Annotated in this window: 16 protein-coding genes; 5 read left to right on the forward strand and 11 right to left on the reverse strand. The window is 32.4% G+C overall.

The genetic code is table 11. From position 1 onward, the window contains the following. Positions 1–265 precede the first annotated feature (265 nt). The 4 genes from tpiA to EG814_RS05625 form a co-directional block, all read right to left on the reverse strand. The gene (gene tpiA, locus EG814_RS05610; protein WP_125719763.1) at positions 266–1,018 is read right to left on the reverse strand and encodes a triose-phosphate isomerase; all 753 of its coding nucleotides are present in this window, start codon (positions 1,016–1,018) and stop codon (positions 266–268) included. Between the two features lie 176 nt (positions 1,019–1,194). Then, positions 1,195–1,692, reverse strand: a complete 498-nt coding sequence (locus tag EG814_RS05615; protein WP_125719765.1) for a TlpA family protein disulfide reductase — start codon at positions 1,690–1,692, stop codon at positions 1,195–1,197. A 662-nt stretch (positions 1,693–2,354) separates the two neighbouring features. Then, positions 2,355–3,455, reverse strand: coding sequence for a BT_3928 family protein (locus EG814_RS05620; RefSeq protein ID WP_125719767.1), 1,101 nt, complete (start codon positions 3,453–3,455; stop codon positions 2,355–2,357). Positions 3,456–3,544: 89 nt separating this feature from the next. Continuing rightward, positions 3,545–4,087 (reverse strand): DUF1599 domain-containing protein, encoded by a 543-nt coding sequence (locus EG814_RS05625; RefSeq protein ID WP_125719769.1) that lies wholly within the window; start codon positions 4,085–4,087, stop codon positions 3,545–3,547. Positions 4,088–4,321: 234 nt separating this feature from the next. Here EG814_RS05625 and folP point away from each other — a divergent pair, with 234 nt between their 5' ends. Next, positions 4,322–5,143 (forward strand): dihydropteroate synthase, encoded by an 822-nt coding sequence (folP, locus tag EG814_RS05630; protein ID WP_125719771.1) that lies wholly within the window; start codon positions 4,322–4,324, stop codon positions 5,141–5,143. Between the two features lie 154 nt (positions 5,144–5,297). Beyond that, a complete protein-coding gene (locus EG814_RS05635; RefSeq protein WP_125719773.1) occupies positions 5,298–5,930 on the forward strand; it encodes a hypothetical protein in 633 nt (210 codons plus the stop codon). Positions 5,931–5,969: 39 nt separating this feature from the next. Here EG814_RS05635 and rlmH read toward each other — a convergent pair whose 3' ends face one another. The 7 genes from rlmH to EG814_RS05670 all read right to left on the reverse strand — a co-directional run bounded on the left by rlmH (position 5,970) and on the right by EG814_RS05670 (position 11,925). Next, positions 5,970–6,443, reverse strand: coding sequence for a 23S rRNA (pseudouridine(1915)-N(3))-methyltransferase RlmH (gene rlmH, locus EG814_RS05640; RefSeq protein WP_125719775.1), 474 nt, complete (start codon positions 6,441–6,443; stop codon positions 5,970–5,972). A 274-nt stretch (positions 6,444–6,717) separates the two neighbouring features. Next, positions 6,718–7,020: an antibiotic biosynthesis monooxygenase family protein gene (locus EG814_RS05645; RefSeq protein WP_125719777.1), complete on the reverse strand. Its 303-nt coding sequence runs from the start codon at positions 7,018–7,020 to the stop codon at positions 6,718–6,720. 138 nt (positions 7,021–7,158) lie between these two features. Further along, positions 7,159–8,571 carry an amidohydrolase family protein gene (locus EG814_RS05650; RefSeq protein WP_125719779.1) on the reverse strand — a complete coding sequence of 471 codons (1,413 nt, stop codon included), beginning with the start codon at positions 8,569–8,571 and terminating at the stop codon, positions 7,159–7,161. 401 nt (positions 8,572–8,972) lie between these two features. Next, positions 8,973–9,254, reverse strand: coding sequence for a GNAT family N-acetyltransferase (locus EG814_RS05655; protein WP_125719781.1), 282 nt, complete (start codon positions 9,252–9,254; stop codon positions 8,973–8,975). A 5-nt stretch (positions 9,255–9,259) separates the two neighbouring features. Further along, a complete protein-coding gene (locus EG814_RS05660) occupies positions 9,260–9,658 on the reverse strand; it encodes an OsmC family protein (RefSeq protein WP_235830916.1) in 399 nt (132 codons plus the stop codon). After that, the gene (locus EG814_RS05665; RefSeq protein WP_125719783.1) at positions 9,658–10,539 is read right to left on the reverse strand and encodes a pirin family protein; all 882 of its coding nucleotides are present in this window, start codon (positions 10,537–10,539) and stop codon (positions 9,658–9,660) included. Before EG814_RS05665 ends, EG814_RS05660 begins: the two co-directional genes overlap by 1 nt. Before the next feature lie 285 nt (positions 10,540–10,824). Further along, positions 10,825–11,925 carry a DNA alkylation repair protein gene (locus tag EG814_RS05670; protein ID WP_125719785.1) on the reverse strand — a complete coding sequence of 367 codons (1,101 nt, stop codon included), beginning with the start codon at positions 11,923–11,925 and terminating at the stop codon, positions 10,825–10,827. A gap of 237 nt (positions 11,926–12,162) precedes the next feature. Between EG814_RS05670 and nadC the strand changes: the two genes are divergently transcribed. The 3 genes from nadC to EG814_RS05685 all read left to right on the forward strand — a co-directional run bounded on the left by nadC (position 12,163) and on the right by EG814_RS05685 (position 14,468). Then, complete coding sequence (nadC, locus tag EG814_RS05675) at positions 12,163–13,020, forward strand: carboxylating nicotinate-nucleotide diphosphorylase (RefSeq protein WP_125719787.1); 858 nt, start codon at positions 12,163–12,165, stop codon at positions 13,018–13,020. A gap of 94 nt (positions 13,021–13,114) precedes the next feature. Beyond that, entirely contained in the window at positions 13,115–14,038 is a 924-nt protein-coding gene (locus EG814_RS05680; protein ID WP_125719789.1) for a YihY/virulence factor BrkB family protein, read from the forward strand. Between the two features lies 1 nt (position 14,039). After that, positions 14,040–14,468, forward strand: coding sequence for a DUF2147 domain-containing protein (locus tag EG814_RS05685; RefSeq protein WP_125719791.1), 429 nt, complete (start codon positions 14,040–14,042; stop codon positions 14,466–14,468). The last annotated feature ends 6 nt before the right edge of the window (positions 14,469–14,474 follow it).

The raw sequence follows: 14,474 nt of genomic DNA on the forward strand, positions 1-14,474 counted from the left end.
AAAAAAAATTTTTGCAAAGATAAGAATAGAAAGCAAAAGTTCTTAATTTTTTAAACCATATAAGTGATATAAGTGAATATAAATTCTCTCTACAGTTTATAGTCGTGATAATTAATAGTACATATAAAAACGATCATAAAAAAAGCGCTCGCTTTAGCGAACGCTTTGTATATATTTAATGCCACAGATTAAACAGATTAAAGGATTAAAAAAGATTTTATATTAAGAAAAATCAGTGATAATCTTTTAATCTGTGGCTAAAAGATTAAATAGCCGTAACGATAGCTAAGAAATCATCTGCTTTTAAAGCAGCTCCTCCAATTAAACCACCATCAACGTCTGGTTTACCGAAAATTTCTTTAGCGTTTTCTGGTTTAACAGAACCACCGTATAAAATAGAAACTTCATCAGCGATATCTGCTCCAAAAGCTTTACGAATCGTTTCTCTAATAAACTCGTGCATTTCTTGTGCTTGTTCTGGTGAAGCAGTTTCTCCAGTTCCGATAGCCCAAACTGGTTCGTATGCCAAAACAATTTTAGACCAAGATTCTTTTGCAATGTGGAAAACTCCGTCACGCAATTGATTTTCAACAATGTTGAAGTGATTATTAGACTGACGGTCTTTTAACTCTTCTCCAAAACAGAAAATAACGGTCATATCATGTTTTAAAGCAGTATCAACTTTGTTTGCGATTAAAGCGTCACTTTCGTGGAAAATAGCTCTACGCTCTGAGTGACCTAAAATTACTGTGTTTACGCCAATGTTTGTTAACATATCTGCAGAAATTTCTCCTGTAAAAGCTCCACCTTCAGCTTGGTGAACGTTTTGAGCAGAAACTCCGATAGTTGTATTTTTTAATTTTGCAGCAGCAGCTTGTAAGTTTACAAAAGTTGGTGCTACAATTACTTGTGCATTTGTTTTTGCTGGAATTTTAGCAATTAGTTCATTTAATAATTCTTCAGTTTGCGCTGCATTTTTATGCATTTTCCAGTTTCCTGCAACAATCGATTTTCTCATTTTGGTAGTTTTATATTATTTTTTTGTTTTTTGTTTAAATTTTTAATTTCAACGAAATCTATTCAAAATCAAAATTGAATTTTGTCATTGCCATTGAAATTGTCATTGCCATTGTCATTGAAATTGATATTTGAAATTGATTTTTGACATTGACATTTGAAATTTGATATTGAAAATTATTTCAATACTTTTAAAGTTGCGTCGATTTTATCAAAATCAGTTTCAATCGCACGGTATAAAACAATTTTTCCAGTTTTATCTACAACAATATATCTCGGAATCCAGTCCAGATCAATCGCTTTTCCAAAAAGACCTTTCATTCCGTCATTCATCATATAATGATCGCCAGTGTTTAATTCGTGTTTTTCAATTCCAGCTTTCCATTTTTCAGCTGTTTTATCAGCAGAAATAAATAAGTAAGAAACATCAGGATTGTTGGCTTGTAATTCTTTTAATTTTGGCATTGCTTTTACACAGTCGCCACACCAAGAAGCCCAAACTTCGATAACCAAAGTTTTTCCTTTATATTTTTTTAAAATGTTTTTGAATGCAACTTGACTTCCATCAGAAGCTAATAATTTTTCAGACAAAGCTTCTTTAGAAAAACTTGTTTTCTGAGCTTGTGAGCAAGAAAATGTAATAAATGCAATTAAGGCTAAAGCAATTTGTTTCATATATAAATTATAATAATTTTTTGTTAGGTACTGAATTCACAAAGTTAAAGAAACAAATTGAAAGCCAAATACAGATTAACAAAATTTGAAGAATCGCTTATTTTGTAACAAAACTGCAATTTTGGGTTAGAAAAAGCAGAATGAAATCGTAATAGTAGAGGAGTAAAAAGATGTTTTTTTGTAAAGGATATATTTAGAACAAAAAAAATGAAGAAATTTTTATTTCATAGGAGAAAACTTTAATCAAAAAAACGTCAGATTTCAATAAAAAAGACTTCAATAATTTTTATTGAAGTCTTTTTGTGTTTTTGAATGTTTAATTCAAATTATAATTTCCATTTGCTCATTTTTTGCTCGGAATAATCTATTCTTTTAATTTGAAAGCTATGGCTATATGTTCAATTTAAAGGTAAGCTTACTAAGTTCTTTTTGTTTTTCTGATTCTATTATTTGTAAACTATCTAATTTCTTATCGGTTTTTACCTTAGAATTGATTATAGTCTTTTTTCTAATTGATTTTGCAGTCATTTTTTATCTTAAGCTTTTTTTATATCAATATTATTTTTAAACATTACTTTCTTTACTTATAGGTTAGTAAAAAAAAACTCCAATTCAAATGTAATTGAATTGGAGTTTTAAAGTTTTATATTTTGTGAGAAATTTTACAATTTCAAATCATCAGTATCATTATAATGTACTTTTTGAGCTATAGTTCCGTCGTGAACCACAACAATGCTTGGATTAGCTCTTTCAACTGTTTTTAAAGCTGTTCCATCGCAGAAATAGAAATCAATATCTAAGGCATAATCTTTTTTAGCTTTGGCAATTTCCTCAGCTCCAGAAGCCGTCATTCCGATTACTTTGTAACCTTTTGCTTTTGCATCTGCCGTAACTTTTGCTAGTTTTTTCATTCCCTCAGGATTCGATAAATTCAAATCGTAAGTAACGTAGATCAATAATTTCGGTTCTTTTAATAATTCTTCTTTATAGTCAGAATCGTCTTTTGTCATCGTGAAATCGTGAATAGGAGGAATGTAGCCTTCAGTAATTACTTTGTCTTTACGATCAACGAAAACAGCTCCTTCTGGAATATTCATTAAGTCTTTTTCTGTAAATTCTTTATCAACTCCGTTTACTTTGTAGATGAAAATCATTTCTACAACCGATTTTGGAGCACCTTCTGGAATTTCCATTCCTTTCTCGATGTTGGTTCCCACTTTGTACGGGCGGAAATCTTTAATTGGATTATGATTGATAACCCAAACGGCCATAAATACGCATAAAACTATGCTTATTAAAACAATAATGTTAGTTACAATTTTTGAAAATAAAGGTTTTACTAATTTTTTATTGATGAATAAAATTAAGATAAAGAATAGTAAAACGATGTCTTTTGTAAATGACTGCCAAGGCGTTAAATGTAAAGCGTCTCCAAAACAGCCACAATCTTTTACTACGTCAAAATAAGCGGAGTAGAAAGTAAGGAATGTAAAGAAAACAATCAGTAATAATAAAGCCCAAATCGTCAGTTTTGATTTATAGCCAACCAAAAGCATTACGCCTAAAACGACTTCTAAAATCACTAAAAAGATTGCCAAACCTAAAGCCAATGGCTCTAAAAATGGCATATTGAAAACGGGTTCGCTAAAATATTCTGCAAGTTTGTAAGAGAAACCAACTGGATCGTTTAGTTTTATTAATCCGGAAATGATAAATAATACACCGACAAATAAGCGGGAGAATTGAGTAATGATGTTTTTCATAAAAAATATAAATTTTTAAAATTCCAATTTTTTAAAACCCAAATTCCAAGTTTCAGAACTTGGAATTTGGAATTTGATTTTTTGGAATTTTATTTAGTAATAGGATTAAGAATTAAAGCAAAAACAGCATAATTAATCATATCCTGATAATTCGCATCGATACCTTCAGAAACGATTGTTTTACCTTTGTTATCTTCAATTTGCTTAACGCGAAGGATTTTTTGTAAGATCAAATCGGTTAACGAGCTTACACGCATATCACGCCACGCTTCACCGTAATCGTGATTTTTTGCTTCCATTAAATCTTTGGTCACCTTTACTTTAGCATCATATAATTCAGTTGCTTTTTCAACGTCAAGATCTGGCTGATCTGCAACTCCAAGTTCTAACTGAATTAAAGCCATGATCGAATAATTGATAATTCCGATAAATTCGCCTTTTTCATCTTCGTCAACTTTACGGATTTCGTTTTCCTGTAAACTTCTGATTCTTTGCGCTTTTATAAAAATCTGATCGGTAAGCGATGGCAGTCTTAAAATTCTCCATGCGCTTCCGTAATCTATCATTTTATTGATAAACAAGGTTCGGCAAACCGAAATTACATTATCAAATTCTTGAGAAGTATTCTTCATTTATATGCTGTATATTTGCTAAAATTTCTTCAAAAATAGGGATAATATTAAATAGTTTCAAGTTTCGGGTTTTCTTTGTTTCAAGTTTTTTCCAAACAAATTGTTAACGCTGTAACTGGAAACAATTTAAAATAGTTTCAAGTTTCAGGTTTCAAGTTCTTGAACTTGCGCAATCTGTGGTAACTTTAAATATATAAAACTTGAAACTTGAAACAAATTAAAACTTGAAACAAAATGTTTATTAACTGTAAAGGCCGTTTGATCGATTTGGAAATCCCAAAAATAATGGGAATTCTGAACGTGACGCCAAATTCTTTCTTTGACGGCGGAAAATATAAAAACGAATCTGAGATTCTTTCGCAAGTAGAAAAAATGCTTTCTGAAGGCGCAGATTTTATAGATATCGGAGCCTATTCTAGTAAACCAAGTGCCGAATTTGTAACCGAACAAGAAGAAATCGACAGAATTGTTCCTGCAATTGAATTGATTTTAAAGCATTTTCCAGAAACACTATTGTCTATAGATACTTTTAGAGCTGAAGTTGCAAAAGCAAGTATAGAAAGCGGCGCAGCAATTATAAATGATATTGCAGCGGGCGAATTAGACGTTAAAATGTTTGAGGTTATTGCCAAATACAACGTTCCGTACATTATGATGCACATGCGAGGCAATCCGCAGACGATGCAGAGCTTGACGCAATATGATGATATTATAAAAGAAATGCTTTTTTATTTTTCTGAAAAAGTAGCAAAAGCAAGAAGTCTCGGAATCAACGATTTAATTCTAGATCCAGGTTTCGGTTTCGCCAAAACAATAGATCAGAATTATGAAGTTATGCAGAAAATGGAGCTCTTTAATGTTTTAGAATTACCCGTTTTAGCCGGAATTTCAAGAAAATCAATGATTTATAAAACGCTTGATATTACACCGCAAGAAGCTTTAAACGGAACAACATTTCTAAATACAATTGCGTTAACAAAAGGAGCGAAGATTCTTCGTGTTCATGATGTGAAAGAAGCGATGGAATGTGTTACTTTGTTTGGTAAAATGAGTTGAAAAAAAAAATTTAAACGATAGATTTGTCATTCCGAGGAACGAGGAATCTCACTAGAAATTCGACAAAGATTGAAGATTGCTTTGCGGAATCCCGCGTGTGATTTCTCGTTCCTCGGAATGACAAACTTTACGTAAAATTGTTATCTGAAAAAATATGAAATACCTTTCTTTACTTATAATTTGTCTTCTTTTTTCCTGTGGAAAAAAACAAGACGTTTTATTGCCAAAATCAAACCTGACCATTGTAAAAGACATACAAGATCATTCTCCAATTTATATTTTCTTTAAAAAAGAAGGAAATGATACAATTGCCGATTTAAACAGAAAAAGCGCCATAATTTCGACAAATTGGATTTTTAATATCGATAAACGCTTGCCTTTGAAATTGGTTATTCCACAAGTAATTAAAATGCAGGAAAAGAAAAGAGCCGATAGCGCGCACAAAAATGAAAATGCCGAAAATTATTATTCGTATGCTGATTCTGTGGGGAAAAATCTAGCTTTTGTTCCTTTCACGAAAGTGTATTATAAAATGGAAAGGCCTAATAAAGATAATTTCGTTGTCTATTTCAAAAAAGGCAGAAAACAGGTTTTTATGGGGAATAGAGAAATAAATACTACTCAAATATTACAACATTTTTATAGTATAAAATTTGAAAAAGTACCCAATTTAGTATTTGTATTTGACAAGAATATGAGCTACGAAGAATATATTCGATACAAAATTTTGTTGCACAAATATGTAACTTCTAATCTCGATAGACTTCCAGTAGAGTTTATTTTGTAATACTGAACACTAAAAAAAGCTGAACACTGAATACTAAAATTATTGGTGATGATAAGGCTCATTTCGTAAAATCGTGAACCCGCGGTAGAGTTGTTCGATAAAAAATAATCGCACCATTTGATGTGAAAACGTCATTAGCGAAAGCGAAACTTTTCCCAGCGCTTTTTTATAAACCGTTTCAGAAAATCCATAAGGACCGCCAATTACAAAAACCAGTGTTTTAACACCCGAATTCATTTTCTTTTGTAATTCTTCTGAAAATCCAACGCTTGAGAATGTCTTTCCATTTTCGTCCAATAAAATCAGCTGATCGGTTGCTGAAAGTTTGGACAAAATCAATTCACCTTCTTTTTCTTTTTGCTGGCTTTCAGACAAGTTTTTTACGTTTTTGATGTCGGGAATAATCTCCAAATCAAATTTGATGTAAAATGACAAACGCTTGGTATAATCGTCAATCAAAGTCTGCAACGATTTGTTATCTGTTTTGCCTATAGCTATAAGTTTTATATTCATTGTGTTTGTTTTTTAGCCACGGATTCAATTTTTTTTTTAGCCACAAATTTCACAAATTAACACAAATTAAATCTGCCTGATCTGCAATCCCGATAACTATCGGGAGCGGGAGACTTTTTTAGCCACAGATTAAAAGGATTTAAAAGGATTTTTTTTGTCACGAATTCCGCAAATTAATTTTACTCAAAAAGTGGAATAAAAATTTGTGCAAATTTGTGAAATTCGTGGCAACTTTTAAAAATCCTTTAATCTGTATTATCTGTAGCATAAAAAACTATTCTTTATTCTCAAAAACAGTTTCAAAATGTTCTACAATCGGAAACGGTTCGTAATAATGATGTAAAATCTTTTTCCACTCTAAATACGCTTCTGAAGTTCTAAAACCTACTGTGTGATCTTCTAAAGTATTCCAGTCAACTAATAAAAGATATTTGTTTTCTACTTCCATACATTTTTCCAATCGATGTCCTAAATATCCATCAATTGACGAAATGTACTGACTTGCTTTAGCAAAATCAACTTCAAATTGATTTGCTAATTCGGGTTTAACATAAAGAAATGCGGCTTCTAGAATCATGTGTATATTTTTTTTACGCAGATTTTGCAGATTTACGCAGATTTAATTTTGATATAAATATTTAATAAGATCTGCGTTAATCCGCTTAAATCCATTTAAAATCTGCGTGAAATATTCATCGCACAGATTGGACAGTTTTTAGTTTTTAAATTTAGCTTCAAAAATTTTAAATCTGTTATCAAGATCTTTAATCAATTGTTTTTTCACCGATTCATCCTGAATAAAACTATAATTAATGCTGTTATAAACGTAATTTTTTATCGTTTCGTAATTCACGTCAGGATATCTTTTTGCCAATAAAACATATTGTTCAGTCATATTAGTTCTTAAGATTCCCGCATCGTCTGTGCTGATTACGATTGGAACATTGAATTCTTTATAAAGTGTAAACGGATGTCTGTTTTCTTTGACCTTTAAAATGAATTCGTTACTCGCTAAATTAATTTCGATCGGAATATTATTTTTAGACATATAACGCAGTAAATCATACGAATTGGCTTCGTAAGCGATATCAACTCCATGACCAATTCTATTAGCGCCTGCTACATGAATAGCATCGTTAATGTGCCAAGTTAACTCTTCTGGCTGAACCAAACCTAAAGTCAATTCGCCTGCGTGAAGCGTATATTTTACAGCTGGAAATTTAGTATGACAATATTTAAACATGACCATGTGCAACCAATAATCTTTCATAGAATTTTCGCCATGTTCTGGAGAAACAATGTTAATTCCAGCAGTTAGTTTACTTTCGCTTGACGAAATAAAAGCAATCGTTAAGTTTTTAAACAAATCGACTGGTTCCATAAAACGTAATACAAAGTTTTGATAACGCATGGTGAATTTTTCGTCATCTATTTTCAAATCTTTATGCAGTTTTGCTAAGAAATTGTTGTTGAAATCGTCAGCGTATTTTCGAGCTTCTTTTTTCTGAAGCGCTTTATACAATTCGTCTAAAAGTTTTAAGACCGTTTTTTCGTCTTTCTGGTTTGCTGCTTCTCGTAATTTTGTGTTGAAATCGGCTAAATCAGAAACATTCATATCGCACGGAATTGTAGATAATTGTGTTTCGATGTAACTTACATTTTCGGCAATAGCACGCTTTTTAAGTTCTAACATTCCCTCTGCAAAATGACCTGCAATTGTTGGTTCGAATTTCATGAAAGAATCAAAAAATAAATCATCTGAAGGTACAGAACCATTATAATCTTTAATAGACCAAGTTTGCATGATTAGCTGTTGGTAATAGTCTAATTTACTTTGATTTTTTAGAGAAGAAAATTTTTCCCAAGGTTCATTTGAAGGTTTTGTTTTAGAAACTCCCAAAGTTTCCAAATTCAAATAAAAATCTTCTGCAATTGCTCTTTCTAAAAGCGGTTCTGCATAAACTGATCCTGAAAAATGGTGGTGTAAATCGCCTCCTTTTGGCATTTGCTGAAAAAAAGCTGTTAAGAGCGCTTCATTATTTCTGATTTTTTCTAAATAACTTTCAGCCGATTGAGAAAAGCCGATTTGTGTTATCAAAAAACAGAAAATTGTAATTATTCTTGTCATACTCTAAGATTAAATTACGCGCAAATATACGATTTTTCTCTGAGGTTCAAAGCTACAAAGATGCAAAGATGCAAAGTTACAAAGCGACAAAGTTTCGAAATGAACCAGAGGCTTATAAAATGTTAAAGACGCACTGCAGTGCGCCTCTACAAGAAACCTTTGTGCCTATGTTACTCAGAACCTTTGTTCCTTAATTAAGAAAGTACCAGGGATTAAAATAAAATTAAAACCACAAATTTCGCAAATTTTCTCAAATTAATTTATTCATAGATAATTTGTGAAAATTTGCGAAATTTGTGGCAAAAAAAACTTTGCTTGTTTTGTGTAAATCTTAGCCAAGCTTGCCTCTGCGCTAAAAAAAAACTTAGCACCTTAGCATCTCAGAACCTTTGTACCTTAGATTAAGAAAGCACATCTCTGATATCTTCAACCTTATCAAATACGCTTTTCGCGAAAGGACAAAGCGGAATAATTTTTACATTATTTGCTCGGGCATAATCTACCGCTGCCATAACTAATTTTTTACCAACACCTTTTCCGTTAAATTCCGGACTTACTTCTGTATGGTCGATAATAAATTTGTCATTTCCGGCCCAAGTATAAGTCATTTGTCCGGCTTGTTTGCCATCTTCCAGAGCTTCAAAATAGCCCTTTTTTGTATCGTTTATCTGTTGAATTTCCATAATTTTTATACTAATGAAGTTTCGATATTAATCGTGTTTTTAAGTGTTTTATGAACAGGACAACTGTTAGCAATTTTAATAATGCGTTGTCTTTGCGTATCGTCTACATTTCCTGTAATTAGAATTTTTGTTGAAAATAAAGAAACGGTATGCTCTTCATTTTTTTCAAAATCGACCCAAATAGTAAGTTCAGGAACGTCCCAAGCTTTGCGGTCAATATACATTCGTAAGGTTATTAAAGTACAGGAAGCGAGTGACGAAGCCAGAAGCTCAAAAGGACTAAATCCTAAATTTTTTCCGCCTATTTCCTGAGGCTCGTCCGAGATAAGGATATTACCAGTTTTAGATGTTATTTCTGTACGATATTTTCGGGTGTCGATTGTAGCTTTAATTGTATCCATCATTATTTAATTCTTGGTTCGGGTAATGGCACAAATTCTGTTTCGCCTGGAACCTTTGGAAAAGTTTGGTTTGTCCAGTCCATTTTTGCTTTTTCGATGAGGTTTTTATCTGAAGAAACAAAGTTCCAAAAGATAAAATGTTCTTCAGGAAAAGGCTGTCCTCCAAAAATATAAACAGTAGAATTTTCGGCCATTTCAAACTCGCAAAGTGTACTGTCGTTTGTAATTAAAATTTGTCTCGGATCGTAAACATGTTCGCCGTTTTTAATGCTTCCTTCCAAAATATATAATCCGCTTTCGCCAAATAAATCTTTTCCGATATTAATTTTTGCAGCTGCTTTACTTTTAATTTCAATAAAATATAATGGACTATAAACAGGAACAGGAGATTTTTTTCCGAATGCTTCACCGGCAATTAATTTATAAGAAACTCCGTTTTCTTCCCAAGCCGGAATATCCTCTGCTTCAACATGTGTAAAGTTGGGATCCATTTGCTCTAATTCCTTCGGAAGCGCCACCCAAATCTGCAACCCGTGAAGCATTTTGTCTGAATGTCTTAAATATTCAGGCGTTCTTTCAGAATGAACGATTCCTTTTCCGGCTGTCATCCAGTTTACCGCGCCAGGTTTTATTTCCAATTCTGTTCCTAAACTATCGCGGTGCATAATGCTTCCTTCAAACAGGAAAGTAAGAGTTGAAAGTCCGATATGCGGATGCGGCGGAACATCCATGTTTTCGTGGTCACTTAAATGTGCCGGTCCCATATGATCGATAAAAACAAATGGTCCAACGGCTCTTTTTTCGCGGAAAGGCAATAATCTACCTACCATAAAATTGCCAATGTTGGCAGCACGTTCTTCGATAATTAAACTGATATTTGACATGTGGTATTGTTTAGTTGAAACAAAATTAATAGAGTTGTGTTTGGCTCTGACTTAATTTAGATTAAGAAATTTGTTTTTGATTTTTTGTTTTATAAAAATAAGGAAAATCATTTTAATAAATTTAGTGGCATGGATAATAAGCCCTGGAAGGGCTAAATATTTATAGAACAAATACCATTATCTAAAAATCAAACCCCATCGGGGTGAAACGTGTCGCTCCTCTGGAGCTTTTTTCTATTCTTTCGATTGCTTTTTCTATAAATATTTTACTCCTCCGGAGTAGACTTAATCAATCAATTCAAACTCCAAAACCTCACTTTCAGTTCCATTAATAATAATAGACAATTGATGAATTCCGGTATGAAAAACACGTGTCGTAATGATTTTAAAAGACTGGTTTCTTTCAATTTTGGTTAATTGGTTCGGATGATAGATTTTCTCACTGATTTTAAAGACTTTTTTAGCTAAATGTCCTTTCGCTTTTTTGTAATGCACAGCATATTCTAAACGAATCGTTTTTGGATCTTCATTTTTATTATTTAAGTGAAAATGAAACTGCAGATAATCTCCAATTTTTACTTTAGGCGTTTTAATTTCGAAAGAAGAAAGTTCAATATTGGTACTTTCTAAACCATAATGACTTAAGATTTCCGGATGACCTTGTTTTAGTAAAGTACGGCATCCGTGTTTGATAATTCCGTCGGTTTCTTTGGTTTGTCCTTTCCATCTTTTTGCGATTTCGAGAACAATCGCTGGATTATCTTTTACAATATCATTTAGGTTATTGGCAACACTTCGGCGAACATATTCTGAAGGATCGTTTTTTAGATTTTCTAGAATTGGAAAAATAGAACTCGGATCTTTTTTTAAGAACGGAATCGCCATTGCCCAAGGTAATCTAGGTCGTGAACCTTCGCTTGCTAATCGGCGTACATGGTGATTTTCGTGCAAAGACCATTTTGTCATTTCGTCAATCATCCTTTCTTTATATTTTAAAATAAAAGGACGAACGGCAAACTCACAGCTTATAAATTGTGTGATTGATAAAAAGGCTTTCGCCGAAGTTTCAAAATCGTCTAAACCGTACACTTCGATATAATCGGCAAAGAAAATGAACGCTAGATTGCTGTCTGCAAAATTGTTTTTTCTCAGATTATCAATGATTTTATCAATTAAAGCGGTAGCTTCAGGAAAATTTTGTGGCATAAACTGATGGAAAACAACAGTTGTGTGTTTCATTCTTTCTTTCCATTCTTTTCCCGAAAAATCGCCTTCATAAATCGTTTCGATGAATTTTTGTTTATCGAAAGAAGGATAAACTTCGGCGACAGCCTGACCAAATTTTTCGTAAAAAGAAACCGAGTAAATATCTTTAATTAATCCCATAAATTTTGCTTGATTGAACTTCAAAGATATTTAATGTTTTGAATTGTTTTGGCAGATTTGCTTGAAAAAATAACAAGCCACAGATTACACAGATTACCACAGATTTTTTTAAATCATTTTAATCCTGATAATCTGTGGCTAAATATAAAATTAAGTTAATAAGAAACTTTTCGCAGAAAGGAAACTTTTAAATCGATAAAATATGTCCTAATTTAGCATATTATTAAAAATAGAAAAATGATAAGCGAAGCCCAATTTCAAGCAGAATTACAACTTTTAATAAGCAATGCCATTAGAGAAGATGTTGGCACGGGCGACTATAGTTCGCTGGCCTGCATTCCTGATACTGCACACGGTCAGGCAAAATTATTGGTGAAAGACCAAGGAATAATTGCTGGTGTTGCGCTTGCTAAAATGATATTTGAACATGTAGATCCAAAATTAAAAGTAAAGACTTTTATCGAAGATGGAACACACGTAGAATATGGTGAAGTTGTTTTTGAAGTTTCCGGAAGCTCGCAGTCTATTTTAAAAGCAGAAAGAGTGGTTTTGAATACCATGCAGAGAATGTCGGCTATTGCTACCAAAACCAGTCAATATGTTGAATTGTTAGAAGGAACCGGTGCTAAAATATTGGATACTAGAAAAACAACTCCAAATTTTAGAGCTGCAGAAAAATGGGCTGTAAAAATTGGTGGAGGTGAAAATCATCGTTTTGCACTTTATGATATGGTGATGTTGAAAGACAATCATATTGATTTTGCTGGTGGAATTACGCGTGCGATTTCTAAAACGAAAGAATATTTAAAAGAGAATAATCTTGATCTTAAAATTATTGTTGAAGCTCGCAGTTTAGACGAAATCAGAGAGATTTTACAAAGCGATGGCGTTCACAGAATTTTAATTGATAACTTTAATTACGAAGACACCAAAACGGCTGTTGCGTTGATTGGAACAAAATGCCAAACCGAATCATCTGGAAATATCAACGAAAAAACAATCCGAGAATATGCTTTGTGCGGTGTAAACTACATTTCGTCTGGGGCTTTGACTCATTCTGTTTATAATATGGATTTGAGTTTAAAGGCTTTTTAATGAGGTATGAATTTTGAATTATAAGTTATGAGAAATTGAACTTAAAGTAGGGTTTAATCTAAAATCATAACTCTAAAATCTAAAATCAAAAAATATGTCAAAAGAGATAGAAGCTCGGATTGAGAAACTGCCTGTTGTGCGCTCTTTGGCCCGACTTTTAAAAAAAGTAAAACTGCCTTGGCTTGAAGGTTTTTCGCTGTATGATTTAATGGAAATGTACACTTTAGGAATTCTTGAAGGCGCTTTTTCCTACCATGCCAGCGCGGTTTCGTTTAGCTTTTTTATGGCATTATTTCCTTTTGCTTTATTTATTTTAAACTTAATTCCGTTTATTCCAATAGACAATTTTCAGGCAGATTTTTTATTGTTTGTGCAGCAAAGTGTTCCTCCAAATACGTATGATGCCATCAGTAAAATTATCAGCGATATTTTAAATAATAGTCATTCAGGGCTATTATCATCGGGATTTTTGCTTTCGATTTTTTTAATGGCTAATGGAATTAACGGAATTCTGAGCGGTTTTGAATCTTCTAAACACGTATTTGATAAACGCGGGTTTTTTAGCCAATATCTCGTAGCGTTGGCTATTTCTCTCGTAATGACTGTTATTTTGTTTGTAACGGTGGCAACAATTGTAGTTTTTGAGGTTTTTATTCAGAAGACAATTATTCAGGATGTGCTGAGCGATAGAATTCCGCTGATTATTTTGGGCCGATATTTGTTTGTTATTTTAATGATTTTGATAACATCTTCAATACTATTGCGTTATGGTACAAAGCAGTATAATAAAGTGCCTTTTATAAGTATTGGTTCTGTTTTTACAACGATCTTAATTGTTATATCTTCGTTCTTTTTTGGAATTTGGGTTATAAAATTTTCAAAATATAACGAACTTTATGGTTCTATTGGGACATTATTAATTCTAATGTTTTATATTTGGATAAACTGTATGATTCTGCTTTTAGGGTTCGAACTGAATGCTTCTATCAGAAAATTAAAACAAAAAAAAGAAAAATAATATGAAAAATTTGATGCTAACTATCGGTGTGTTCTTATTTGCCTTAACCATGCAAAGCCAAAGTGTAATTGGAAAATGGAAAACAATTGACGATGAAACAGGTGAAGCAAAATCAATCGTAGAAATCTACGAGAAATCAGGAAAAGTTTATGGTAAGGTGATCGATATTCTTCGTGACAGTCATAAAAAAGATGTTTGTACAAAATGTGACGGAGCCGAAAAAAATAAGCCAATTTTAGGAATGGTCATTATGAATGGACTTAAAAAAGACGGTTCAGAATATAATGGCGGAACAATCTTAGATCCTACAAGCGGTAAAAAATACAAATGTTACATTACTTTAGAGTCTCCTGACAAATTAAAACTTCGCGGTTATGTGGGAGTCTCTATAATGGGAAGAACACAATATTGGACGAGAGTAAAAAATTAATTTAAA

This window comes from Flavobacterium ustbae (assembly GCF_003946915.1).
GTDB lineage: Bacteria > Bacteroidota > Bacteroidia > Flavobacteriales > Flavobacteriaceae > Flavobacterium > Flavobacterium ustbae.